Origin of the sequence: Pedobacter frigidisoli, assembly GCF_032678525.1 — a bacterium.
GTDB lineage: Bacteria > Bacteroidota > Bacteroidia > Sphingobacteriales > Sphingobacteriaceae > Pedobacter > Pedobacter frigidisoli_A.
In genome coordinates this window covers 68,935-94,001 of the sequence record NZ_JAVTSE010000009.1, presented here as the reverse complement: position 1 = coordinate 94,001, position 25,067 = coordinate 68,935, and the positions used below count along the sequence as shown (strand labels likewise).

Here is a 25,067-nt window from a genome sequence, read left to right as displayed (position 1 = left end):
TTTTTTGTTTTTAAATGTAAAGGCTTATTCTTTTATTATTTTTTTGAAGCCGGCAGAAAGTGTGTCGGCAATAGATCCGTCTTTGCGGTGGTAAACGAAATAAGCTTCCAGGTCTTTTCTTTGTTCCACAAAATGCAGTGCATCTTTCAGGTGCATCCCCATCAGGGCATTATCGTAACCATCGGCTGTAATGGCGTCTTTAGCATAAACGGTAACACTGATCATTTCATTTTCAAGGGGGTATCCGGTTCTGGCATTGATCAGGTGAGAAATCTTTTTCTTTCCGCTCTGATGAAATTTCCGGTAATTTCCAGAGGTAGTGATGGCTCCGCTGTTTACCATTGCAATATGCCTTATTGCGGGTTCATCATGCTCATCTGGTCCTTCAATGCCGATTTTCATTGCTATTCCATCGGGTTTAGGACCGGAAATTCTGAGTTCGCCGCCCAATTCTGCGATGTAGGTTTTGATTCCTTTCTTTTCCAGGTAACCGGCAATTAAATCTACGCTGTAGCCCTGCGCTATTCCGTTTAGATCAATTTGTACGCATGGTTTGGTTTTGGTTAGCGAACCATTTTCAACATGTAGGTTTTCCATGCCTACACAAGCTAAAATAGATTTTATTTCTGCGCTGTCAGGTTTCTGATCCACTTTTTGCGGGCCAAATCCCCAGGCCTGAACAAGCGGCGCCACCGTTATGTCGAAAATTCCCTTTGTATCTTTATTGATTTCAAAACTTCTCTTCAAAACGGCATCCAGATAATGATCAGTGTTGATTTGACTTGTGGATGAATTAAAGCGGCTGATTAACGAGTTTGCCTTGTATAAAGACATGGACTGATCAATGTCGTCGAGCAGACTATCAATTCCTTTTTTTGTCGCGACACTATCCGTTGCATAATAGGTTATGGTATAATCTGTTCCCTGTGCATAACCTGTAATTTTGAACTGCCGCACTTCGTTACGGGTAAAAAAGCCAAACAAAACAGGAAAGCAAAGGAACAGAAATCTATACATGATAACCTATAGTACTTTAGTTTTACCAGGCATGGGAACTGGGTAAAGTCCATTTGCATCAGGCATTAATTGTGGATTAGCATCCCATGCAAAGCGCTCAGGTAATAAACTGTTATTTGCAGCGAGTGCTTCATCCCATTTTATGGTCTGGCCTGAATAGGTAGCATAACGGCCAATAATGCCCGAGAAAGTTGTGGTTGCACCATAATCAGCATTCTGGAATTTATACTCTCCTTTGGAGATTGCTTCAAAAAGCTCATCATGTTCCGTTTGGTAAGGATTTGCATTGCCTTTGGTATTGTGGTTATAAATTTCTTTTCCATTGGCATCCCATATGATGGCCTGATTGCCTGCGGAAAGATATACTTTACCTTTGGTTCCCTGAAAAGTCTCATCAACACGGTTACGGGTTCCTTCGAAGTGCCTGCACTGACTGTAAATTTTAGCACCGTTGGCATAGGTAAACTCATTGGCGTGGTTATCGTAGATTTCCCCATAATCCTTTCCTGTGCGCCAGGCCCTGCTTCCGGTGCCTTCTACTGAAACCGGATGCGCTCCTGTAATCCAGTTTGCAATATCAATGTTATGTACATGCTGTTCTACAATATGGTCGCCGCATAGCCAGTTAAAATAATACCAGTTACGCATCTGATATTCCATTTCAGTCTGGTTCACTGTACGCGGGCGCACCCAAACACCCCCGCTGTTCCAATATACCTGTCCAGATACGATTTCGCCAATTGCGCCATCCTGTATCCGTTTCATGGCCTCGCGGTAGTTGCTCTGGTAGCGGCGCTGCAATCCTACCACCACGTTTAATTTTTTCTTTTTCGCTTCTTCAGCAGCTGCCAGCACCTTTCTGATTCCAGGAGCATCTACGGCAACGGGCTTTTCCATAAACACGTGTTTACCTTGCTTAACTGCTTCTTCAAAATGAATGGGCCTGAACCCCGGGGGAGTAACCAGAAGTACCACGTCGGCTAGCGGGATTGCTTTCAGGTAAGCATCGAAGCCTACAAACTGACGTTCTTTGGGCACATCCATCTTCGCTGCAAATTTTGAGCTTAATGATTGATAACTGCTATCCAGGCGATCTTGAAATGCATCTGCCATGGCCACGAGTTTCAGATTAAATTTAGTGCTGAGTGCCTGGAATGCTGCTCCTGTTCCGCGGTCGCCACAACCAATCAGGGCGATCCGGATGGTGTCGGTTCCTGAAGCAAATGCACCTGTAAGCGGAATGCTGCTTAAAATGGTTCCTCCGGCCAGCAGGGCAGAAGCTTTTAGAAAGTCGCGTCTTTCTTGTGTGTTTGGTTCTTTTTTCATTTAGGGTTTGGTAGGTTTTGTGTGTTAACTAGCTAAAGATCTTTGATTGGTTGCTTATTATAATAGGCATCTATTTCAGTTTTTGAAGGTGTTTTGGCTGGACGAACCAGTCTTATCCCTACAAAAGGCGCCTCTGGGAACCACCAGTTACTTTTCGGGATCTGAGGATCGAGCTGTTTCCATGAAGGGTCGGATGCCAGCCTGACTGTTGAGGTTAAATGATCCGGCGTTTCATCATACGATCCACCACGTAACGAATGAGGATACAGTTTATCGGGTGTAGCAATTGGATTTACGGCTACCTTACCATTAGCCTGACTATAGAAATCAGCAAGGTATTGATCGTAAGTCCATTCGCTAACGTTTCCATGCATGTCATATAAGCCCCATGCATTAGGTTGCTTTAGTCCTACAGGATGTGTTTTGTTATCACTATTATCTTTAAACCAGGCATATTCCCCTAGTTTTTTGGAGTCACTGCCGAAAGAATATGCGGTTGCTGTTCCCGCTTTACAGGCATATTCCCATTCTGCTTCTGTTGGGAGTCGGTAGAAAACTCCTGTACGAACGTAAAGCCATTTGCAGAACTGAATGGCATTGTACTGGGTCATAGCTATTGCCGGCTGGTTTTCTTTACCCATGCCAAAGGTCATATCCAGATAGGGTTTAGTTGGCCTTGTCACCGCGTCAACCTCAGCCGGAACTGCAGTGATACTGGCCTGCTTCTCATAATCACGATAAAGAAAGGGCTCAAAAATATTCCAGGTTACCTCGTATTTACCCATCCAGAAAGCATCAAGTTTTACATCATGAACCGGCTGTTCGTCGGCTTTTCCGGTTTTGCTACCCATTTTAAAGGTACCCGCCGGTATGGCCTGCATATCGAAAGTCAATTTTGTACCATCAATATTTTGTGTATATGATTTAAATTCCTGGGCATAGTTTTTCCCAAAAGAAAGGAGTATTAAAGCTGGCGCAATAAATTTCTTAAACATCATAATTGGTTAGAAATGCCGGATGAAGAGCATTTTGTGTTACTTTATCTGAATGCTAAAGTAATTAACCAATTCTTAAATCAAGAAAATTTATGTAACAAAAACACTAGGTTTTATTTAAATTGAGTCAGCTAAAAGGTTTTATCGCTGATCAGTTACCTTGTTGCTTAAATTGGTATATCCCACTAAAGTTTCCCAACGCGCACCGGGTTTTTTATAATAGACAAATATCTGGTAGCTATTTTCCGTCTGGAAAAACGAGCCCTCAAAAGGTTGCATTTCCAGGGTTTTCGTATCCTTATTAAACCAGGCATACTGGTAATCGTATAAGCCTTGTTTCAACATGATGTTGCCGTAAAACTGTTTTCTGCCGGCATCATATATTAATTTGTTTTCGGGGCTCAGTGTATAGTTGTTGAATCGGCCGATTACATACGCATCTCCATTTGTACCAGGCGCTGTAGCATTCAGGGTAAAAAGCACACCCATATACTCCGCTTCAGTTTTATCATCCCTGCCATCAGTATTTCTGATGAAAAAATTTCCATTCTCGTCGAACTGGTTCGCAAATGCACCACCATTTAATGGCGCATCCTGAAAAAGCATCACATTTACTGTTTCATTGTCACGGTAAATGTCTTTGACATTGGCCCCCTTAAAGCGTAGGCTTCGGGTATCAAATTTTCTAAATTCATTATTACCCCAAAAATCATTGGTATTCACGTCGTTATAAACCAATTGGTTAGGTCTTACAAACGCAGGTTTTGTATTGATCTGTGCGGTATAGGGATCGAAGTTCTGCATTACTATCGCTTTCAAATCCTGGTAAGGATTAGGGATGGATATAGAATGGTTAATTGTAAAGTTAATTTTTTGCTTTGTATTCCGGTCGGCCACCTGTATGGAATTGGTAATCTCTGCTGCTACCGCAAGCTGACTTTCAACAACAAAAAACCTTTGAGAGATAACGGGTTTATTCTTATCACCATCCAGATATACCTTTAAAATATAATTCCCTCCAATTTTGGGTTGTAACTGCGTATTTGGGAAACTCAGTTCATAATGGGTGTATTTCCCGGTTGTGTTAGATGAGTATTTATAATTGATAATGCGGTCGCTGTCGAATCCCTGAAGGTAGTCCATTGTTGAAATCCTTGAGGTTTGCCAGTCCGATGTGCAATGTTCTATGCTGTACCAGTAGTTTTTAGTTCCTCCAAGAAGATCGTCGAAGGAGAAAGCAATCGTTTCAGCTGAATTCAGTAATATTAACGGGATGCTCTGTTCTTTCGCAGCATTATAGCAAAGTACGGTTTTAATGTTTGGGAGATATATCTTATTATCATTAGTGAAGGTTTTATCACTTTGAGCAAAACAAAAGGTGGAGGTAAAGATCAGAAGTACTGCGATTAGTTTTTGCATGGTTAAAATTACAGGATAATAACCAGAGATCAAAAGGTATAAAAAAAGCCACAGAATTTCTGTGGCTAATATTTTATATGAATACCAGGCTAATGTATTAACCTTCCAGATCCATAATTTCTGTGGCTAATGTTTCCCATTTCGCCTGACTGCTTTCTAAATCCTTCTTTGCGGAAAGGTAGCGCTTGTTGGCTTCTGCCAGTTTAGCAGCATCACTGTAAACCTGTTCGTTGGCAAGTTCCAGTTCTATATCTTTAATAGTTATTTCCTGCTCTGCAATCACCGTTTCCACTTTTTTCAGTTCATCATTTAATTTCTTTAACTGATTAGCGGTATTCGGGCTGGTAGGCTTAGGGGCTTCTTTTTCTTTTGGTTTTTCAGGCAATTTAACCGGAATAGGTTTTGAAACAGGAATTTCACGTTTGCTGTTCCATTCTTCGTATTCTTCATAAGTACCGGGATACTGTTTGATTTTTTCGCCTTCGATAAACCAGATTTTGTTGGCCACATTATCCAGGAAGTACCTGTCGTGAGATACAGCAATAAAGGTTCCCTCGAACTGATCTAATGCCTGAATTAAAATATTTACCGATTGAATATCAAGGTGGTTGGTTGGCTCATCCAGAATCAGGAAGTTTGAATCTGTAGTTAATGATTTTGCCAAAGCCACACGCGATTTTTCACCACCTGAAAGTACTTTGATTTTTTTGAAAACATCATCGCCGGTAAACAGGAAGCATCCTAAAATACTACGTAATTCAGTGTCGCTGTGTTTAGGTGCAAATGCCTGTAGTTCTTCGAGGATGGAGTTACCCAGGTGCAAAGATTCCAACTGGTGCTGCGCAAAGAAAGTAGTGGTTACGTTATGGCCGGTTTCGCAAAATCCGTCGAATTTTTCTGTTCCTGCAATCATTCTCAACAGCGTAGATTTACCTTTACCATTGGCTCCAATCAGCGCAATTTTATCGCCTTTTTCAATTACCGCTTCAGCATCTTCCAGAATATGTACATTAGGGTAGTGCTTAGTGGCATGTTCTATACGCACTACGTGCCGGCCTGAAGGTTTGGTAAACTTGAAGCTAAAATTAACCGTAGGGTTTTCATCATCAACATCATCAATACGCTCCATTTTATCCAGCGCCTTCATACGCGACTGTGCCATTTTTGCTTTTGATGCTTTCGCCTTGAAACGCTCAATTAATCGTTCTTCCTGCTTAATTTTAGCCTGCTGGTTTTTAAATTCACCCTTCTGTATTTCGCCGCGCAAAGCTTTTTCTTCTACATAGAAGCTATAGTTTCCGGCATATACGGTAAGTTTTCCTTTACGCGATTCAACTGTACGGTTCACAATTTTATCCAGGAAATATCTATCGTGAGATACGATGACAATGGCCCCTTCAAAACCAGCCAGGTAATTTTCCAGCCATTTAATCGATGGTAAATCCATGTGGTTGGTAGGCTCATCCAGCAGCAGGATATCCGGATTTTGCAACAGAATCTTTGCCAGCATTACCCGCATTCTCCAACCTCCTGAAAAGGTATTTAGCGGGCGGTGCTGATCTGCAGTACTAAAACCCAGGCCTGCTAAAATTTCATTTGCGCGGTATTCAATATTGTAACCATCCAGGGCTTCAAATTCCTGCTGTTTGTCGCTCAGTTTATATAAAACCTCCTCACTGTAGTCGGTTTCAATTTTCTTCAGTAATTCTTCAATTTCATCATGCAGCTGATTCTGGCGCTCGAAAGCTTCCATGGCCACATGCAGAATGCTATGGTGCGATTCATAGGAAAGTAAATCCTGGTTCAGGTAACCGATTTTCAGGTCTTTCGACATGGAAATTGTGCCCGAACTTGGCGCATATTCACCTACAATTAATTTTAATAGTGTTGATTTTCCTGTTCCGTTAGCGCCGATTAATCCGGCTCTGTCGCCCGGTTTAATGTGCCAGTTTGCTTCATCGTACAAGGCTCTCGAGCCAATCAGGAATGTTAAATTATTTATTGAAATCATTTCGGCTGCAAAAGTACGAATTTAAAAGCCTTTTTTTGGGTTAGAAATGAAATAGAAACGGCTGGGCTATTTGATGTTTTTATATCACGCGCAAAAGCTTTTGGTTTTTTATTTTGAATTGATTAAAAATTGTATACTTTTGTACTGTAATAAAAATAATTACAGAATGAACAGCAGCAGGTTTCCGGTGTCCCTTCATATTCTTACTTTGCTCGAAGATGCGAAAGGGGAGATGGTGAGCTCTGATTTTTTAGCGGGCAGCATTAACATCAATCCGGTTCTGGTTCGCAAAGAAATTATGAATTTGCGTAAACATGGCTTTGTAGATAGTAAAGAAGGAAAGGGCGGAGGGTCGTTTCTGGCTAAGAGCGCTGCTGATATTAACCTTGGGGAGGTGTATAAGGCTGTAAAGAATGTTAATATTTTAGGACAGAGTAAAAATGAACCGAATCCTAAGTGCCCTGTTGGGAGACAAATTAATCAGCATCTGAATGACCTGTATATTGATGCAGAGCAGGCCTTGATTGATCGTTTATCAAAACAAACACTGGCAGCTTTTGCTGCAAAATTTAAGTAGCATTTTTTTTAGGGTAAACTGTAACAAAATACATTACAATAAGAATTTAATCATTTAATAACAAAAATAAACAACATGAAAGTAGCATTAATCGGAGCCTCAGGCTTTGTGGGTAAAGCCCTTTTAAACGAATTGGTAAGCCGTGGAACTGAAGTGATTGCCATTGCCCGCGACACTGACAAGATTGAAAACAGTGATGAAAAAGTGAAAAAAGTTTCAGCAGACGTGCTGGATACGGAGAGACTGGCCGAAGCTTTAAAAGGAGCTGATGCGGTAATCAGTGCATTTAACGCAGGCTGGACAAATCCAAATCTTTATAATGATACCATTGCGGGTGCTGAAGCCATTCAGAAAGCGGTTAAAGCATCGGGCGTAAAACGTTATATTTTTATCGGTGGTGCCGGTACCTTACAAATTGACGGAAAGCAACTGGTTGATGGTCCTGAGTTTCCTGCAGAAATTTATCCGGGTGCATCAGCGGTAAGAGATTATTTCAATACTTTAAAACAAGAGAAAGAACTGGACTGGTTATTTTTTAGTCCTGCGATTGAAATGCATCCTGGTATCACCATCGGACGGACAGGTAAATACCGCCTGGGTAAAACTTCTCCTGTTTTTAATGAGGAAGGTCGCTCTGTTTTATCAGCAGAAGATTTATCAATCGTACTTGCTGATGAACTTGAAAACAACGCACACCACCAGGAGCAGTTTACTGCTGCCTATTAAAGCCAGGTAAAATTTAAAATGTGAGATGGAGATGCTGGGGCGTAATCCGTTTCACATTTTCTATTTTTTATCTATCTTCGTTGCATGTATCGCATCATTAAACCAATCTTCTTTAAGTTTGACCCTGAAAACGTTCACTATTTCGTTGTTAAGCGGTTAAAATGGTTTAACGACAAGTTTCCACTGGGTAAAACAATTATCCGGAGCAGTTTTGATGTTCACATTAAAGGCCTGGAGAAAGAAGTTTTCGGGATCAAGTTTCGGAACCCTGTTGGGTTGGCCGCAGGCTTTGATAAGAACGGGGAGTATGTGGAAGCTTTGAATAACCTTGGATTTGGTTTTATTGAAGTAGGTACAGTTACCCCGATGCCCCAGCCAGGTAATGATAAGCCCCGTATGTTTCGCTTGCCTAATGACGAGGCCTTAATCAACAGGATGGGTTTTAACAATAAAGGTGTAGATGTAATGGCAGAGCGTTTACGGTTGCTTAAAGATAAACACCCGGATATTGTTGTAGGTGGTAACATTGGTAAAAATAAGGCTACCCCAAACGAAGATGCGGTTAGCGACTATATCAAATGCTTCGACAGATTATTTGATGTGGTTGATTATTTTGTGGTAAATGTAAGTTCTCCAAATACGCCGGGTCTGCGCGAACTCCAGGAAAAAGAACCACTCAAAAAAATTCTGAACACCTTACAGCAACGCAATCGTAAAAACGACATTTCCCGGCCTATTTTACTGAAAATAGCACCCGATTTAACCGATGCACAACTGGATGATATCATCGAAATTGTTGCGGAGACTAAAATTGCCGGCATTATTGCAACCAATACAACCATCAGCAGGGATAATCTTGCAACCGGGAAAAGCCTGGCTGCAGAAACCGGTGGTTTAAGTGGCAAGCCTGTTAAGGAACGTTCTACAGAAGTAATTAAATATCTCTCCGATAAATCCAATAAAGCTTTTCCTATTATCGGAGTAGGAGGGATTCACTCTGCTAAAGATGCGCAGGAGAAATTAGATGCGGGGGCCAGTCTGGTTCAGTTGTACACGGGTTTTATTTATGAAGGTCCGGGCCTGATCAGATCGATCTGCAAAGCCTTGGTGAAGTAAAAAGAGGTTCTGACAGGATAACATTCTGCCAAGTTAATCTTTTGCTGTACAGTATTTATGAAAATTCAAGGCATAAAAAAAGCATCCTTTGATCAGAAGGATGCTTTAAATTCTTTAGAAGAATATCTAAAAACTATTTTGCCAAGCCAGCTAAAACAGCATTGTTTTTAGCTAATTGATCGTTTTTAGGTTGTGCAGAACGGCTTCCTAACTCAATGTTAGTTGCTCTTTTTAAAAATGCTACCTCTTGGTGAGCTGTATTTTTATTTCTTCTGTCTTTTCTTTTTAATCTGGTAACTGCCATGGTAATAACCTTTTATTATTTTATTTTGTACAAATGGAGGTCGAGAGCGGATTCGAACCGCTGTAGAAGGTTTTGCAGACCTCTGCCTAGCCACTCGGCCACTCGACCTTGAAATTCAAGGTTGCAAAAATAGCAATTATAACTTAGTCCGCAAATAATATCTCAATTATTCTTGGTTTAATTTTTAACTTGCACTAATTCAGAGCAAAAGATTGCGGCGCTCACTGCAACATTTAACGACTCTGCTTCACCAAATCTTGGAATCGTAACGGGTTTGTTTATTTTCTTTATGATTTCCGGCGAGATTCCTTTCCCTTCATTACCTAAAATCACAAGCCCTTCGGTACCCCAGTCCATTTGATAGATGGATTCTCCATCTAACAAAGCACCGAAAACAGGGAGCTGACTGCGGTCAAGAAAGTTACTGAGGCTTTCAACATAAATTTCTACCCTGGCCAAAGAGCCCATAGTAGCCTGAACCGTTTTTGGATTGAAGACTTCAACACAATCTTCTGAGCAAACAATGTTCTTAAAACCAAACCAATCTGCAGTTCTGATAATCGTTCCCATATTTCCGGGATCCTGTACCCCATCTAAAACCAAAGTAAAACGGTTTTTTAGTTGCTGCAGGCTCATTTCTGTGTTTTCCTTAGTATGAATCAGTGCCAAAAATCCTTGTGGGGTTTGTAATGTACTAATCTTGCCTAATTCAGCGTTGTTTACTTCAAATAAGTTTATATTTGCAGGCAATTTGGGTAACAAACCGGATTGTTCGTTGTTGTAAAATATGGAATGAATCTGGTAGCTGGAGTTTATAAATTCTTTAATGGATTTAATACCTTCAACTAAGAATAAGCCATGTTCTTTGCGATACTTTTTTTGATGTAAAGACTTAATAAAACTAATCTGAGACTTTGAAAGCATACCATTACTTAATAAATATTAAACTGAAAAGCACTGCAATATTACTATTTATTATTGTTTTAATACAGGCTTGTTCATCAACAAAATACATTGCCGATTACCAATCTATTGTAAAAAAGGTGACGATAGATAGTGTGGATAAGAAGTTTGAAGAACAGGCTTACAACTATGTTCAGAAAGATATCCGTCCTGCATCGAACTACAGTATCAATGTGCCGCTTTATAACCTGTTTAATACCAAAGACGGCAGGTATAAAACGAGTGATATTAAGCCATTCGGTACCCCTCCAGCCATTCTGGATAGTACTTTGGTCGAGATTTCCAGAACCCAGATTCAGAAATTCTTAAAGAGCAAGGGTTATTTCCAGGCGCAGGTAACTTCCGATATTAAGGTAGCCAACAAAAAGGCAGAAGTGAAGTTCAGTGCAAAACCCGGACCGGCTTATTTTATAGAAAAGTTAAGTGATTCTATTCCCAATAAAAATATCAAAGCACTTTACGAATCGAATAAACCTGGTTTAACCCATTTACGGGTGGGTGCACAGTACGATGAGGATTCGCTATCTTATGAACGCGAACAGATTTATAAATTAATGAAGGAGAACGGTTACTTTTATTTCCTAAGGCCTTATGTTAATTTCGATGTGTATGGTGCTGAGGCCAGCTCTAAAACCAATAAAATTGATCTGAACCTTAATGTTACCGACCCGGCAAATGGCCCTCACAAACAGTTTTACATTGGTTATACGCACTTACTTATTGCGCCAAATCCTGATGGCTTGCCCGATTCAGCACGTTATAAGTTAAGCAAGGACACCGTTAATGGCATTATTTATACTGACTTTTCCCGTCGTTATCGCAGGAACCCGATTGTAAGATATGACTTCCTGAAACAGGGAGAAATATATGATATCCGAAATGAAAATTTAACCTACGATCGTTTATATGAACTCAATATCTTTAAGAATGTAAAGATTGATTACTACAGACGGGACAGTACTTCAAACAAAGTCAATACCATCATCCTGCTTACCCCTCAAAAGGTCATGAGCAACCGGGTAGAAGGAGAGGTTCCATTCAACGGCGGAACGGTAGGTTTCAACTTAAGTAATACCTATACCAATAACAACTTTTTCAGAGGGGCCGAACGTTTCGAACTCCAGGTTAAGGGCGGCTTACAATCGCGTATAGGTGGTGGAACATCGCCTTTTAAGGATATTTATCAGCGCGATTTCTCTGTCAGTGCCAGTATCACGGTTCCGCGATTGCTGATTCCCTTTTATAACCCCGTTCTGGGTGGAAATGGTATGCCACATACTACTTTCTCCTCCAGCTACATCTATGCCCTGCAAAAAGATATTTTAACCCGTCGTATATTAATCAATTCCATTACTTACGATTGGGTGGAGACGAAGTCGAAGTTACATTCTTTAACGCCGTTGAATTTTGAGTACCGTTTCGGTAACCTGCAAACCGAGAACATTGATTTAAACACCCTCTTAAACAATCAGTATTATATCGACCTGCTTGGTAGAAAGGATTTAACACTGGGCATTAAATATACTTACTCATTAAATGCAGATAAACTTCAGCAACTGAGAAGCTTTGTTTATTTCAGGGGGAATATTGATATGGCTGGTAATATGCTTCAGGCCATTTCAAGAATTGGAGGCAATCGCCATAATCCCAATAACTTTATCAATGGCGACAGTACTCAACGGGATTACGGAACGATTTTCGGACTGCCTTACAATCAGTATGTACGTCCGGAGATTGATATACGCTGGTATAAACACCTGGGTGGCAACCGGCAGTTTGTTGCCCGTTTAAATACCGGTATTGGTTATGCATATGGTAATTCGGTAACCATTCCATTCGAAAAGAAATTCTTTGCGGGCGGATCGAGTGGCGTAAGGGCCTGGCAGGCCAGAACGCTTGGTCCGGGGAATTATAACAGGGCAGTTTTAGCTTCGGATGAAGAAAGGAAAGCGGTTTTTGGTTTAGATCAGTTAGGAGACTTGCGGCTTGAGGCCAACCTGGAATACCGGTACTTAATCACCAGCAAGTTTTTTGGAGCAAGCCTAAAGGGAGCAGCATTTGTGGACATGGGGAATGTATGGAATTTATCCAGAGACGCCGGTGATTTATATGCTGAAGAAAAGATGTTCAAACTGAGTAAATTGGCTCAACAGGTGGCCATTGGTACAGGTCTCGGACTGAGGTACGACGTTCAGTATTTTGTATTCAGGTTTGATGTTGGACTAAAGCTTAAGGATCCTCAGTTTAGCGGATCAGAGCAGTGGGTAATCGGAAAGTTTATAGGCGGTGCCCGCGACTTTAAAAATACCTATAATGCTACACATGGACCAGATACCTACCGCTTTTTGCAGTATAATTTTGGTATAGGCATGCCGTTTTAGGCGGCCGGTCAGAACAGGCTTTTTAGACCATCAAATATGCTTTCGAAAAAGGTGCCCAGATTTAACCCTGCGCTGTGATTGAAGTATACAAATACCAGAAAAGCAATTACAACAAATATGATGAGCTTTCTAAAGGCAAATGCGATAACCACCAGTGCAATTGGAATGATGAAAAGCCATAAGCTGTTGATGGCGTATGGGCTGAGGTCGGCATCTTTCTTGTACACATAAACCAGTTTGCTGTGTGTACCCGAATCATTCTGGTGTTTAATATACACAAAAGTCGACTTATCTATCGGCAGGGGTAAAACCGCAATCCCGTCATTAAACTTCAAAATCTGCGTAAATCCGCTTACGCTGAAAGTATAACTGCCATTAATGTTTTCATTAGGCACATTAAGTGAGTCGGCCGCTATGATTGCCAGTTTATTGTTTTTTAACAGGTTTTCTTTAACCAGAAAATTGTTAATGGCTGCATTTTGCGCACCCGCCGAAAACACAATTAAGCAAAAAGAAACTAAGAGGTATATCTTTCTCATTCCAGTGAACGTTTATTATAAATCAAATAACCAATATGCAATAATACACCATTTCTTTTAACTGCATCATTATATAGGTTGTAACTTAAACTAACAGGTCCCAGAGGTGTATGGTAAACCAATCCCGCAGTTGCTGCATAGCGGAGTTTTGTAATGGCCTTTGCATAATCTACCTCCTGAAGATTTGTTAACTCAAATTCTTTGTGAGGTAAAAATAAATAACCTTCCAGTCTAAAGTCGAAATTTTTTCTGATATTATAGATGTTTTTTATCCCGCCGGCAGCATAGGTGGTTGCGCGGAATTTATCTAGGAATAACGAACGGCTATCTTGCAGCGGATAGAATGCCGGCGCTGTTAACAGCGTACCATAGTATGTTCCAAACAAAGGCTGGTTAGAAATTACACCTTCTATCAAATAACCGAGGGTGTATTTTTTCAGGTGGAAAAAATAATTTTCCTGACTAAGTTTAATACTGCCCCAGTGATGCAATCTGCTAAAACCGGGTGCTTTCTTATAGCCTGGCGTAGAACGGAAGATATTGCCCGGGTCATAATTCTCACGGCCTGTAGTATAATTGAAGCTTAGTGAAAAGCTTTGTCCGTTAGAGGCATATTGCTTTCTGTTGAGTGAGTTTTTCTCCAGGTTAACGGAACCTCTGAAACCATTGAATACCGTCTGATCAAGTACATCACCAACCCCAAAGGTATTGTTAGGGCTGTAGTGGTCCATGTTGTTGATGAAGGTAGAATGAAGTACAACTTTGGTATTATAATTTAACGGGAAGCCTGCCATCAGGTCAATTTTCCTGTCCGATTGCTCGATATACATCGGGTGGGGATTCTCGATAAAAATCTGACTGGTGTTATAAAAATTCCAGTGATTGTAGGTGAGCTCGGCAGCCAGAAATATCGGGAGCCTGGTTGGATAATCTACCCGGCCATTTACCTGCACCGATTCATAGAAACGTCCGGAATAAAAGCTGGTGCCAAATGTGTAAGCTTTACGGTTCAAATAATTGTACTCTGCGCCCAGGAATACATTGCTTACCGGTCTTGTTGAAATATTTCCCCCTAATTCAAGCTTAAAACTCTTTTTTGGTTGGGCCACTACTTCAAAAGTGTAACTGTCGGTAATTGGCTGATAAGTAATTTTAGGATAAACAGTTTCGAAAGTCTGGTCGGCCACAAGCTTGTAATAGGCCCTTTTAATGTCTTCTAGATCGAAGCTGGTTTTATCGCTCTTAAACAGCCGTTCTACATATCTTTTCTGCTGATCATTTACACCTGAAACTATAATGTTGCTGAATTTCAGGTCGGGCTTTTTGCGGTTAAACTCAGCACGTTTGAGTTCAAGTGCTTTGGGATCGACACGGTTTTTGATCAGCGCTTTTATACGCGGCATATCGGCCATGGCTGCATCGTAGCCTTTTTTTATTAACTCAGCCACAGGGGCAAAATTGGTTACACTATAATCAGCCAAATCAGGCTGGATATAAACCCCGTTTTTACCAATCATGGTAGAATCTGATTTGGACAGGAACATGTAAACCAGAAACCGGTTCATCAGGCGGTCATCGATGTTTTTAGGGTATTCATTGTAGGTTTTGGATGATACATTAGCCCCAATGATGTAATCGGGCTTGAAGTCTCTATCCATTACATCTGCAGGGAAGTTATTATAAAGACCGCCATCGAAAACGTATTTTCCATCAAGCTTTATCGGGCGGTAGATAATCGGCACGGTCATGGTTGCGCGAACGGCTTCTGCAAGATTACCTTTACTGACTGTAATGCTTTTTTGCGACAGCACATCAGCTACCATGCAACGATAAGGAACAAAGAGATGGTCGAAATTCCCCTTAGAAACTGCTGATGCCTGGGAGAACAATTCCAGGAACGCAAAGTTTAGCGGGATATCATTAATGAGATTAGAGCGGAAACTAAAATGAAATCCCGTATCAATGGCAACCTTGGCAGTAAGCATGGAGGCGTTGGGCGCATTCTTCTGAAAGAAAAAGGTATAGTCACTGGTGTACCGACCGTTTACCCAATTTTGAAAGTCGTTACTTAAGGCTATTTTTTCAATTTCGGCAGGGGAGTAACCGGATGCATACATGGCGCCCACAATACCACCCATGGAGGTCCCTGTAATGTAATCAATAGGAATGTGGTTTTCTTCGAGGGCCTTCAATGTGCCGATGTGGGCAAGCCCCTTGGCACCACCACCGCTAAACACAAGACCTACCTTTTGCGCATGCAATCGGGTACAGCACAGCACGAAAAGGATCAGCAAAAATCTATTGAATGTTACCACTCCTTAAAAATAGGGCTTTTATTCTTAAATTAATTTATTATGAAGATGTTACCTGTTAAAAATTGGCAAAGCGAATGTTTTAGCGGCCAATACCTGGAACAACAGGTAAACTTTCATTGCCTTCGCTGCCAACACTTTGTACCGCAAACAAATAGTTATCCTTACTGTACGGAATCCTTAATTCAGTGCCTGTGGTGTAAAACTTTTTTTCCCAAACAGGGCTGCTGGTTTCGCGCATTAAAACATAATAACCCTTTGCGTTACCGTTAACAGGTGCTTTCCAGTATAAGTACGATGAATTGCTTAGGTTTTTAACGTCAATTTTTACTTCGGAAGGTGCCGACGGGGCTTTAGCCAGATTGGCCAGTACTGCAATATTTACTGCAGTATTTTTACGCAGGTATTCAAAATCCATAAACTCCTGCAGGTCGCCGTAACGTACACCTTTTTCAGTTCTCAGATCTTGGTGCTGATGCTCGAAATTTTCGTTCATTTCAGTAATCCTCACCGCAGTAAATCCGTTTTCAACGAAGGGTGTATGATCTCCGCCGCGCAAGAACCGGTCGTTTCTGTAAATCAGTTTTACCTCAAGCTGATCTACGTATCTCTCACCTGTTTCTTTTACGTAGCGGGCCAGCTGGCGGCTTTTGCCGTCATTCTCCAGTCCAAACTGGCGAATGGTTTTCGCATTTTTATCCAGCTCATAAGCAGGTAAGCCCTCGCTGAAAACCCGAAGGCGTGTATTATCTATAATTTGGGTTTCACTGCTATTGTTACTTCCGATCATGTCGTTATTTAGCATGGCATCTACGTTCCAGCCTTCTTTTTTAGCTTTATCTGCCATAAATCCCGATCCCAGGAGTGATTGCTCCTCACCACTCACCGCAACAAAAATGATGGTTGCCGAAAACTGGTATTGACTCATGATTCTCGCGGCTTCAATCACCCCTGCAACGCCACTACCATCGTCATTGGCCCCCGGTGCATCACTGGTTCTGTTCATTACATCCGTTACACGGCTGTCAAGGTGGCCGCTAACCGCATAAACACGTTTGTCGTTTGTGTCGCTTCCTTTAAGTACGGCAACGGCATTGCCCAGTAGAGTAGGCTGGTCTACGCGCTTTCCGTCAGGTTTAAATGTAGTGGTGTCCAGATAAGCAATTAACCGTCCGTTGCTCTGTTTTGCAAACTGATTAAATTTGCCGACTACCCAATTCCTTGCGGCACCTATTCCTTTCTTTTTACTTTTGATATCACTTAATGTACTTCTGGTTCCAAAAGCTACCATTTTCGAGATATATGATTTTAATGAATCCTGATGAACAGACTTGACCATCTTTTCAATATCAGCATCACGATTGATAATGGTTTGTGCCTGAAGACTTACTGCGGCAAATGAACTGACAAGTAATACAAATAAGGTTTTTCTCATGTGGAAGGGAAATTGATGCCCTAATATACCTGAATAAGTAGAAAGCAGTTCATTAGGTTTGTAACTTTTTAAGCATAAAAAAAGCCTCCCGGGTTAATCAGGAGGCTGGTATTTAAAAATTTCCTTACTTATTTTGTAAGGATAGACGATTCTTGGTTTGAATAGGTTGCCCAGTTGCCAAATGCTTTTTTAGCTGAAGCTTTAGCATTGTTTAACTCCACATCACCAGCAATTGTCAGGTATGTTTTCTCTGGAGAAACCTCAGCATAAAATGCTTTTACATCTGAAAGGCTTAAAGCGCTGATCGATTCTTCATTTACTGACTGGTCGTAATCATAATCTTTAGCTTTTATGCTGGTCAATAATTTTGCTTTTGCAGTATTGAAGTTTTGTTGGTTGATGCTTGCGTGTTGAATTAATGCAGCCATGCCTGAAAGCGCTTCATCTAAATCTGCTGTGGCAACAGCTAACTTTCCACTATTGTCTTTAAAAGATACATTTGAATTTTTGGCTACGTTCTCATTTAAAACAGCATTCAATAACTCAACAACACCGGCTTTTTTACCTTCGAAATCTTTAGCATCTAAAGTGAAACTTGCATATGCTTTTGGTGAACGGTTGTTTTCTGAAACAATAATGTTCATTCCATTTTTTAGTTTGAATGCAACAGGCTCTTTGAAGCTTTGTGCATTTGTGGTAACAATAGTGAAGATGCTTAGAGAGGTTAATAAAAGTGTTTTGATGGTGTTCATTGTGACTTGTTTTCTTTTTGTTAAATAATTTATCAATTCTGTTGTAAAATGTCTTTCTAATAAGACTTATTTTTCAATTTTTTGCGCATATATACGAAGCTTATTTCTGCTTGGATTTCGACAAAAGTAGAAATTATTCATTTTGTTCATTTTGTATTCTCTGAGAATATTCTTATGGGTTGTGTGTTCAATTATTTTTGACAATACTTTGATTAAGCAGCCTCTAAACCCTTGACTATACGCAATTTACGTTGTGTTTAGAATGTCGCTCTTTGTATTCTGAGTAACGAATACGTTAGAAGTTTATCATGTAAAATAGCAGTTATTGTAAAAGAAATTCTTTTAAAAAACAAAGGGCTGTTCACAAAATGAACAGCCCTTTGATAAAAAATGAATAAAACTTTGGGAAAGAATTTTTATGCAGAAAGTTTACTGGTTGAGGCCAGCCGGTTACTCTTTATAAATGCTTTTATTTCCCTGATGGTTTCTTCTGGTTCACTGATATGCGGGAAGTGGCCGGTAGCCTGCATCACCACCAGGAAATTGTCAGGTGTATTCTGATGAATAAAATCTCCTGCCGAAAGCGGAGCCATAATGTCCGAACTGCTTTGCAGCGTTAAACTTGGAACCGTCAGGTCCTTAAATTTATCCCTGCAGTCGGTTTTAAATGTAGCCATTGCAAATGCCAGTGCGATGCTGGGGTCAGTTTCCTCAAAGCATTCCTGTAAAAAGTTAGAAAGCTCAGGCCGGTCTGCCTTATCCATTAAGATAGGTGCAATGCCTTTGGCCCAGCTCGCATAATCCTCTTCAATAGAATTGAAAATGGTCTGTATATCATCAGATTCGAACCCTCCAATGTATTCACCATCATTCAGATACTTTGGCGAGGGCCCGATGAATACCAGCTTCTTAAAGGCTTCCGGTTTCTGCAGCGCTGCAATCATGCCAATCATACTGCTCACTGAGTGCCCAACAAAAATCACATCCTTCAGGTTAAGTGCTTCGATAATTTCTATCACATCGCTGGCGTAACCATCAAGTGTAGCATATTTGTAATAATCATACTGTGTTATGTCGGATTCACCCGAACCTACATAATCGAATAAAATTACCCGATACTCTTCCAGAAAAGCATCCGTCATGAATTTCCATGACGTTTGGGCACAGCCAAAGCCGTGTGCAAAAACAATTATCTGAGTGCCTTCTCCAAGGATTTTGACGTTGTTTCTAATGAGTATAGGATGCATGATCTGAGGATTAATTCACAATAATGTTACAAGGTAAATATTCTTTATTTTGAAATCAAAAAAAAATAATAATGAACAGCTCCTATATTAGGGCGATTGAACAGGCTCGTTCTGCTTACTAAATCATTTTACTTAATTTCTAACCAATTTTAATCACCTATGAGAAAACTGCTGATCCTGGTATTTATTTTTTGTAGTGCTTTTTCCTATGCACAGCAATCCATCAATTTTAAATTGTTTAAGAAAAATGGTACAACAGCGGTGGCAAAGGGGAGCGTACTAACTTTGACATGGCCAGCGGGGAATGGCAAAACCGGGAGGGCAATCCTCGACCTCAACCAGAACAATCCGCTGTTCACCAGCCTGGCTATTGGCAACCGTGGCAGCTATCAACAAATAGCCGCTAAGCTTGATCCTGCATTCATATTGAGGGTGGGGAGCAGAACACTCAGTCCATCAAGTGGGGGTTGGGATGTTTTCTTTGACCGGGTTCCAACCAGACCCTATTCCACAAATGCCGTTACATTTAATAAGCAAAATGCGGTGGTGAGCACTAAAGGTGCCCAAACGATTGTGACCATTTCAGCACTCGAATCTTCGATTTTTAAAGGGAACCTGGAAATTACATTTTATAACGGTAGCCCTATGTTTAATGTTGCTGCGGTAATGTCGACAGAAAAAGACTCCACAGCGATTTTATATGATGCAGGGCTGGTGACAAAAACGGATGTATGGAATAGCGTGGCCTGGAGCGATGTAGGTAATCAGCTCCAGAGAGAGGCGATATCGAAATCGGATGAAAGTATAAACCTAGAAGTAAAATACCGCACCGTGATTGGTGAAAATGCAGGCGGCAGTCTGGCTTTGTTTCCTGCGCCGCATCAGTATTTTTATCCGCTTGATGAGGCTTTTAATCTGAAGTTTACCTGGAAAGGCAGGAATTATCTTGGTTTAATCCCCGGCTATGGAATCGGAATCAGGCAGGATCCCCTGGGCGATAAGCGTTATGTGCCCTGGTTTAATGCGCCGCCGAAAACAAAGCAGCGCCTCAACTTCTTCTGCCTGCTTAGTACGCAAAAGGCAGAGTTTGTACTCGCTGAGGTGAAGAAATTTACCCATAATGATTCCTACCAGCATTTGCCCGGCTACAAAACCATGGCCAGTCACTTCCATAATGAATTTATATCGGATGTGGTATTAAGTGGTAAACCGGTGCCCGAAAAGCCTGAATTTGTGGATGTTTTAAAGAAAGCAGGGCTAGATATTGTTAAACTGGCTGAGTTTCACGGTCCGGGACATCCTAAAGGTCCGGATTCTACCCGTATAAAAGAACTTGACGCCTTGTTCAGGCAAACCGAGCGTTTATCAGATCAAAACTTTCTGTTGTTGCAAGGAGAAGAAGCCAATAACTTTTACGGGGGCCACTGGCTGGCATTTTTTCCAAAACCAGTTTATTGGGTGATGTCGAGAAAGGAAAATCAGCCTTTTTTAATGAATGATCCCCGGTTTGGTAAAGTATACCATGTAGGCACTCAGGACGAAATGTTGAAGCTGCTGGAAATGGAAAAAGGACTGGCATGGACTGCTCACGCGCGTACCAAAGCATCAACAGGATACCCTGATCAATATAAGGATGAAGGTTTTTTTAAGTCAGAAACATTTATGGGTGCGGCCTGGAAGGCAATACCTGCTGACTTATCTCTACCTACGCTAAGCAAACGGGTACTCAACCTGATGGATGATATGGCCAATTGGGGATTGAAAAAACATGTAATTTCCGAAGCGGATATTTTTACCATTACCCATCGAAATGAAATGTATGCACACCTCAACGTCAACTATCTGCAGTTAGATAAGGTACCTAGCTACAAAAATGGTTGGCAGCCGGTTCTTGATGCCATCAGAAAGGGGAAGTTTTTTGTTTCCACCGGCGAAGTACTTATTCCCTCATTTACCATTAACGGCAAAGGGGCAGGAGAAACATTAAAGCTGAATGCAGGTAAAGCTATCGTTAAAATGGAACTGAGCTGGACATTCCCGCTTAGTTTCGTTGAGATTGTTTCAGGTGATGGAGATAAGGTATACCGTGAACATATTGATCTGAACCATACCCAGGCATTTGGTAAACAAACTTTTAACTGGCCGGCCAATCTTGCAAACAGAAAGTGGGTAAGGGTAGAGGCCTGGGACATCGCAACCAATGGAGCGTTTACACAAATGGTGTGGCTGGAAAAATAAATTATATTTTTGTTCTATGGATGAACTGTCTGTATTTGAAAAGAGAAGTAAAACCTTCTACCGAACACACCTGCCGCACATATCAATTGATTGTGTGGTATTTGGATTTCATGCCAACACACTCAAGGTGCTCCTGATCAAAATGAAAGGGCAGGATAAGTGGGGTCTGCCAGGCGGTTATTTAAGTCATGATCAGGATCTGGATGAAGCTGCGAAAAGCATTCTTCAGGAACGCACAGGGGCGGAAAAGGTTTTTCTAGAGCAGTTTAAAACCTTTGGCGAACTTGGCCGGTCAGAAAGTGATTTATATTATATGCCCGAAAATATCTGGTTCCGTCAGCGTTTCCTTTCGGTAGGCTATTATGCTTTGGTAGATTATGAACAGATTATACCCGTCGTTGATGAGATCTCTGTGGCCTGTGAATGGAAAGATGTGAATGAATTGCCTGAGATGATGATGGACCATTCCAGAATTTATCAGGAAGCCCTGAATACCATGCGGTTTCAGTTAAATTACAAACCGATTGGCTATAGCCTGCTTCCCGAACAGTTTACCATGCCCGAGCTGCAACGTCTTTATGAAACCTTGCTGAATAAGCCATTAAGCAGGGGTAATTTTCAGCGAAAAATGCTGGCCTATGATATTTTTATTAAACATGATGAAGGACGTAAGGGAGGCGCCCACCGCACACCAAACCTCTATAGTTTTGATCAGGAAAAGTATAATAATGCACTCAAAAAAGGATTAAAGGAAGCATGGTAGTCCTTTAGTTTACATCCTCAGTTTTGCTTATACCAATTCGCATAATCAGTTAAATGAGCGTCTGAACGCCATTGGCGATAAACTGGTTTTGGTTTTAAATAGTTTACTGAATGATTGCAGGTGTTCAAAACCTAACTCGTATGCAATCTCGCTAACTGATAAATTACTGGTGGAGAGCTTTTCTTTAGCCAGTTCAATGAGTTTTTCATGGAGGTATTGCTGGGTATTCAATCCAATCAGCGATTTAAGTAATCCGGTAAGATATCCGGACGAAATATTTAAGTCTGCCGCGATCTGTGCAACGCCTGGCAAGCCATTTACAGCTAATCGTCCGTTAGCGAAATAATCATTGATCAACTGCTCCAGCCGGTCGATGATTTCATGATGGGCTGCTTTTCTGGTAATGAACTGGCGCTGATAAAAACGTTCAGAGTAACTTAATAATAGTTCCAGCTGGGCGATTACGACCTGCTGGGTAAAGCGGTCTGTATTTGAATTTACTTCCTGATTAATCTGGTTTGCAATGGCATTTAAGGTAAGCTCTTCCGTTTCAGAAACATGGAGCGCCTCATAAAGTGAATAGTCAAAAAAATCGCACTGTTTAATGGCTTTGGCCAGGTGGGTACCCCATAACAAATCGGCGTGAAACAGAAGCATCCAGCCTGTTGGCCGATGTGTCCGGTCTTCATATACTTCCACTGTAAACACCTGTCCGGGTGCCATGAAGAATAACACCCCATCCTCAAAGTCGCTCATTTGCTGCCCATATTTTATTTTGGCATCAGGAACCCTTTTCAGTGCAACTGTATAAAAATCGAAGATCATACTTACCGATCGGTTTTTCATCGGCATATGTACATTTTCCAGATTGACCACGCTCACCAGCGGGTGTGCCGGTTTAGGCAAGCCCGCTAGTTTGTGGTATTCGGAAATGGTTTTGAATCGATATTTTAGCTTATCCATCTACTTAAGATATTAAAAATAAATGCCATTTAACAAATCTTCTGGTAATGATGGATGAGTAGGGTTCCAGGCCAGGGTTTCGCGGGTAGCGTGAGCTGAGGCGGGACCATCTATCGAAGCAAAATGTTCGAAAAATCCGAAGTGTGAAGCTGCTGCGTCACCGGCTTTAGACACAACTGGTATATTCAGTTTCGAGCCTATAATTTCTGCAATTGATTTAAAGGTAACAGCCTCGTCAGCCACTGCGTGGAAACGCAATCCCGGCTGCGCTTTGTCGAGTGCCAGGCGGTACAGCACAGCAGCATCTAAACGGTGTACGGCTGTCCACCGGTTTAGTCCGGAGCCATTATAAGCTGATTCACCTTTTTTACGGGCAATGTCAATCAGCATGGGTACGAATCCATGCAAATCACCTTCTCCATGTACCGAAGGAGATAAGCGGACAACAGAAACCCTTACTCCTTTTGCTGCAAGTGTATCAACGGCTTTTTCCGATGCCACCCGCGGGTTATGTGAATGTTCATAGTCGGGGAGTGTATCTTCAGTGGCAAGTTGTCCTGGTCCGGCTACTAATGTGCCTGAGGTTACCAGAAATGCTTTATCCGTTCCAAGTATGGCATTTCCAATGGCTTCAATAGCTATGCGGTCTATTTCGCAAACCTCAGCAAAACGGGTAAAATCATGGATAAATCCCAGGTGAATGATGCCGTCGGCAGCCTGTGCACCTGCAATCAGGCTATCCAGATTTTCTAAATCACCGTGGTGAACTTCAGCACCCGCCGCCTTTAAACGTTTAGCTGCCTCTTCATTCCGTGCAAGGCCTAAAACCTTGTGGCCAGCCCCGATTAATTCATTCACTACAGCAGTGCCAACAAAGCCTGTTGCTCCGGTTACAAAAACTTTCATATGTTCTCTTTTCAATAGTTAAACGATGTTATTAAATATGAGTTGTGATCATTTTTTTCAGATGATCATCAACAGTACAAAAGTGATGCATTAATCAGGTGATTAGTTAGCCGGATCTGATTTTTACTTAGCCAAAACAGGCTAAATAATTGACTTAACTGGTCTTTTGCCTGATATTGAAAACAATCACCGCAAGAAAAATCAGCCCGTAAGCGAAGATCTGCAGCAATCCTAAGGGCTCATGGTAAACCAGTCCGGATAGCGCAAAAGCAATAATCGGATTGATATTCAGGATCATTCCCACCCTGGAAGAGCTGATGCCACTCAGGGCGTATAAGTTCAAAAACAGGGGGATGATGGTATAGAGTACTGCGATGATCTCAACATAGAAATAGAATTCAAAATCAGTAGGCAGTGGCCCGGAAAAAGAAGGATAAAAAGGGATCAGGATGATGGCTGCCAGCACAATGTGAAAGTTGAGGATGATAAATTTATCAAAGCCTTTATTCTGATGCTGACTAATCAGGTAGCAGGCATAACTCAAACCCACTATCGTACTGAAAAACATATTGGAGATACTGGTGTAAGAAAGCAAAACGCATCCGACGCAACTCAAGGCTACAGAAAACCACTGCAACCTGTTCAGCTTGTCGTGCAACAGGAAATAAGCCAGCAGGGTGGTGAGTATAGGGCAAACCAGGTAAGCCACTGAAGTGGCCCTCACACTGACGTTATTCATCACATAAATAAAAGAAAACCAGTTTGCGGTGAGTAAAATACTGCCACCAATATTTAACCAGATCATTCTCCGCTTGTTTTTTAGCGGCAGCGCCTGGAACAAAGCAATATTTTCTCTGATCTTTTGTCGTTTAAAAAGCAGAGATATAACCAGCATAATCAGGGCACAGCTAAACACCCTGTAGAAGAGGATATCTAATGATGCATAAGCATGCAATGGTTTTAATACGAGACTAAAAAATCCCCAGATGGAGAAGGCAAGGATGGCAGCTAAATAGTATTTGAGGTTTTTCAAGGTGGCTCGCTTAAAGATTTCAGGATGATCAATCCGGTTTCAAA

Annotated in this window: 21 protein-coding genes and 1 tRNA gene; 6 read left to right on the top strand and 16 right to left on the bottom strand. The window is 41.3% G+C overall.

Features of this window, described 5'->3' with window-relative positions:
• Nucleotides 1–24: 24 nt before the first annotated feature.
• The 5 genes from R2Q80_RS19960 to R2Q80_RS19940 form a co-directional block, all read right to left on the bottom strand.
• Nucleotides 25–1,017, bottom strand: a complete 993-nt coding sequence (locus R2Q80_RS19960) for an FAD:protein FMN transferase (RefSeq protein ID WP_316801298.1) — start codon at nt 1,015–1,017, stop codon at nt 25–27.
• A gap of 6 nt (nt 1,018–1,023) precedes the next feature.
• Complete coding sequence (locus tag R2Q80_RS19955) at nt 1,024–2,343, bottom strand: Gfo/Idh/MocA family oxidoreductase (RefSeq protein ID WP_316801297.1); 1,320 nt, start codon at nt 2,341–2,343, stop codon at nt 1,024–1,026.
• Between the two features lie 32 nt (nt 2,344–2,375).
• Nucleotides 2,376–3,341 carry a formylglycine-generating enzyme family protein gene (locus R2Q80_RS19950; protein WP_410478770.1) on the bottom strand — a complete coding sequence of 322 codons (966 nt, stop codon included), beginning with the start codon at nt 3,339–3,341 and terminating at the stop codon, nt 2,376–2,378.
• 138 nt (nt 3,342–3,479) lie between these two features.
• On the bottom strand, nt 3,480–4,757 hold the full coding sequence (locus R2Q80_RS19945; RefSeq protein WP_316801296.1) for a DUF5103 domain-containing protein: 1,278 nt from the start codon (nt 4,755–4,757) through the stop codon (nt 3,480–3,482).
• A 97-nt stretch (nt 4,758–4,854) separates the two neighbouring features.
• A complete protein-coding gene (locus R2Q80_RS19940; protein ID WP_316801295.1) occupies nt 4,855–6,768 on the bottom strand; it encodes an ABC-F family ATP-binding cassette domain-containing protein in 1,914 nt (637 codons plus the stop codon).
• Nucleotides 6,769–6,934: 166 nt separating this feature from the next.
• Between R2Q80_RS19940 and R2Q80_RS19935 the strand changes: the two genes are divergently transcribed.
• The 3 genes from R2Q80_RS19935 (at nt 6,935) to R2Q80_RS19925 (ending at nt 9,187) form a co-directional block, all read left to right on the top strand.
• Entirely contained in the window at nt 6,935–7,345 is a 411-nt protein-coding gene (locus tag R2Q80_RS19935) for an Rrf2 family transcriptional regulator (RefSeq protein WP_316801294.1), read from the top strand.
• Nucleotides 7,346–7,402: 57 nt separating this feature from the next.
• Entirely contained in the window at nt 7,403–8,071 is a 669-nt protein-coding gene (locus R2Q80_RS19930; protein WP_316801378.1) for an NAD(P)-dependent oxidoreductase, read from the top strand.
• 84 nt (nt 8,072–8,155) lie between these two features.
• Nucleotides 8,156–9,187, top strand: a complete 1,032-nt coding sequence (locus R2Q80_RS19925) for a quinone-dependent dihydroorotate dehydrogenase (RefSeq protein WP_316801293.1) — start codon at nt 8,156–8,158, stop codon at nt 9,185–9,187.
• Between the two features lie 133 nt (nt 9,188–9,320).
• On the opposite strand, the gene R2Q80_RS19920 is transcribed toward R2Q80_RS19925, so the two are convergent.
• The 3 genes from R2Q80_RS19920 to R2Q80_RS19910 all read right to left on the bottom strand — a co-directional run bounded on the left by R2Q80_RS19920 (nt 9,321) and on the right by R2Q80_RS19910 (nt 10,415).
• Complete coding sequence (locus R2Q80_RS19920) at nt 9,321–9,491, bottom strand: hypothetical protein (protein WP_010602219.1); 171 nt, start codon at nt 9,489–9,491, stop codon at nt 9,321–9,323.
• Between the two features lie 34 nt (nt 9,492–9,525).
• Nucleotides 9,526–9,599, bottom strand: a tRNA-Cys gene (locus R2Q80_RS19915).
• Nucleotides 9,600–9,668: 69 nt separating this feature from the next.
• Nucleotides 9,669–10,415, bottom strand: a complete 747-nt coding sequence (locus R2Q80_RS19910; protein ID WP_316801292.1) for an RNA methyltransferase — start codon at nt 10,413–10,415, stop codon at nt 9,669–9,671.
• On the opposite strand from R2Q80_RS19910, the gene R2Q80_RS19905 reads away from it, so the two are divergent.
• Nucleotides 10,406–12,835 (top strand): BamA/TamA family outer membrane protein, encoded by a 2,430-nt coding sequence (locus tag R2Q80_RS19905; RefSeq protein WP_316801291.1) that lies wholly within the window; start codon nt 10,406–10,408, stop codon nt 12,833–12,835. The two genes, R2Q80_RS19910 and R2Q80_RS19905, sit on opposite strands and share 10 nt — an antisense overlap.
• An 8-nt stretch (nt 12,836–12,843) precedes the next feature.
• On the opposite strand, the gene R2Q80_RS19900 is transcribed toward R2Q80_RS19905, so the two are convergent.
• The 5 genes from R2Q80_RS19900 to R2Q80_RS19880 form a co-directional block, all read right to left on the bottom strand.
• A complete protein-coding gene (locus R2Q80_RS19900; protein ID WP_316801290.1) occupies nt 12,844–13,374 on the bottom strand; it encodes a hypothetical protein in 531 nt (176 codons plus the stop codon).
• Nucleotides 13,371–15,689: a patatin-like phospholipase family protein gene (locus R2Q80_RS19895; protein ID WP_316801289.1), complete on the bottom strand. Its 2,319-nt coding sequence runs from the start codon at nt 15,687–15,689 to the stop codon at nt 13,371–13,373. The genes R2Q80_RS19900 and R2Q80_RS19895 overlap by 4 nt, the downstream gene beginning before the upstream one ends.
• A 79-nt stretch (nt 15,690–15,768) precedes the next feature.
• Nucleotides 15,769–17,121, bottom strand: coding sequence for a M28 family metallopeptidase (locus R2Q80_RS19890; protein WP_316801288.1), 1,353 nt, complete (start codon nt 17,119–17,121; stop codon nt 15,769–15,771).
• 128 nt (nt 17,122–17,249) lie between these two features.
• Nucleotides 17,250–17,873: a hypothetical protein gene (locus R2Q80_RS19885; RefSeq protein WP_316801287.1), complete on the bottom strand. Its 624-nt coding sequence runs from the start codon at nt 17,871–17,873 to the stop codon at nt 17,250–17,252.
• A 416-nt stretch (nt 17,874–18,289) separates the two neighbouring features.
• Nucleotides 18,290–19,120 (bottom strand): alpha/beta hydrolase, encoded by an 831-nt coding sequence (locus R2Q80_RS19880; protein WP_316801286.1) that lies wholly within the window; start codon nt 19,118–19,120, stop codon nt 18,290–18,292.
• A gap of 159 nt (nt 19,121–19,279) precedes the next feature.
• Here R2Q80_RS19880 and R2Q80_RS19875 point away from each other — a divergent pair, with 159 nt between their 5' ends.
• Complete coding sequence (locus R2Q80_RS19875) at nt 19,280–21,358, top strand: hypothetical protein (RefSeq protein WP_316801285.1); 2,079 nt, start codon at nt 19,280–19,282, stop codon at nt 21,356–21,358.
• Between the two features lie 16 nt (nt 21,359–21,374).
• Nucleotides 21,375–22,121, top strand: a complete 747-nt coding sequence (locus R2Q80_RS19870; protein ID WP_316801284.1) for an NUDIX hydrolase — start codon at nt 21,375–21,377, stop codon at nt 22,119–22,121.
• 45 nt (nt 22,122–22,166) lie between these two features.
• Here R2Q80_RS19870 and R2Q80_RS19865 read toward each other — a convergent pair whose 3' ends face one another.
• The 3 genes from R2Q80_RS19865 to R2Q80_RS19855 form a co-directional block, all read right to left on the bottom strand.
• Nucleotides 22,167–23,084 (bottom strand): AraC family transcriptional regulator, encoded by a 918-nt coding sequence (locus R2Q80_RS19865; protein WP_316801283.1) that lies wholly within the window; start codon nt 23,082–23,084, stop codon nt 22,167–22,169.
• 12 nt (nt 23,085–23,096) lie between these two features.
• Entirely contained in the window at nt 23,097–24,005 is a 909-nt protein-coding gene (locus tag R2Q80_RS19860; protein WP_316801282.1) for an SDR family oxidoreductase, read from the bottom strand.
• 139 nt (nt 24,006–24,144) lie between these two features.
• Nucleotides 24,145–25,023 carry an EamA family transporter gene (locus R2Q80_RS19855; RefSeq protein ID WP_316801281.1) on the bottom strand — a complete coding sequence of 293 codons (879 nt, stop codon included), beginning with the start codon at nt 25,021–25,023 and terminating at the stop codon, nt 24,145–24,147.
• Nucleotides 25,024–25,067 lie beyond the last annotated feature (44 nt).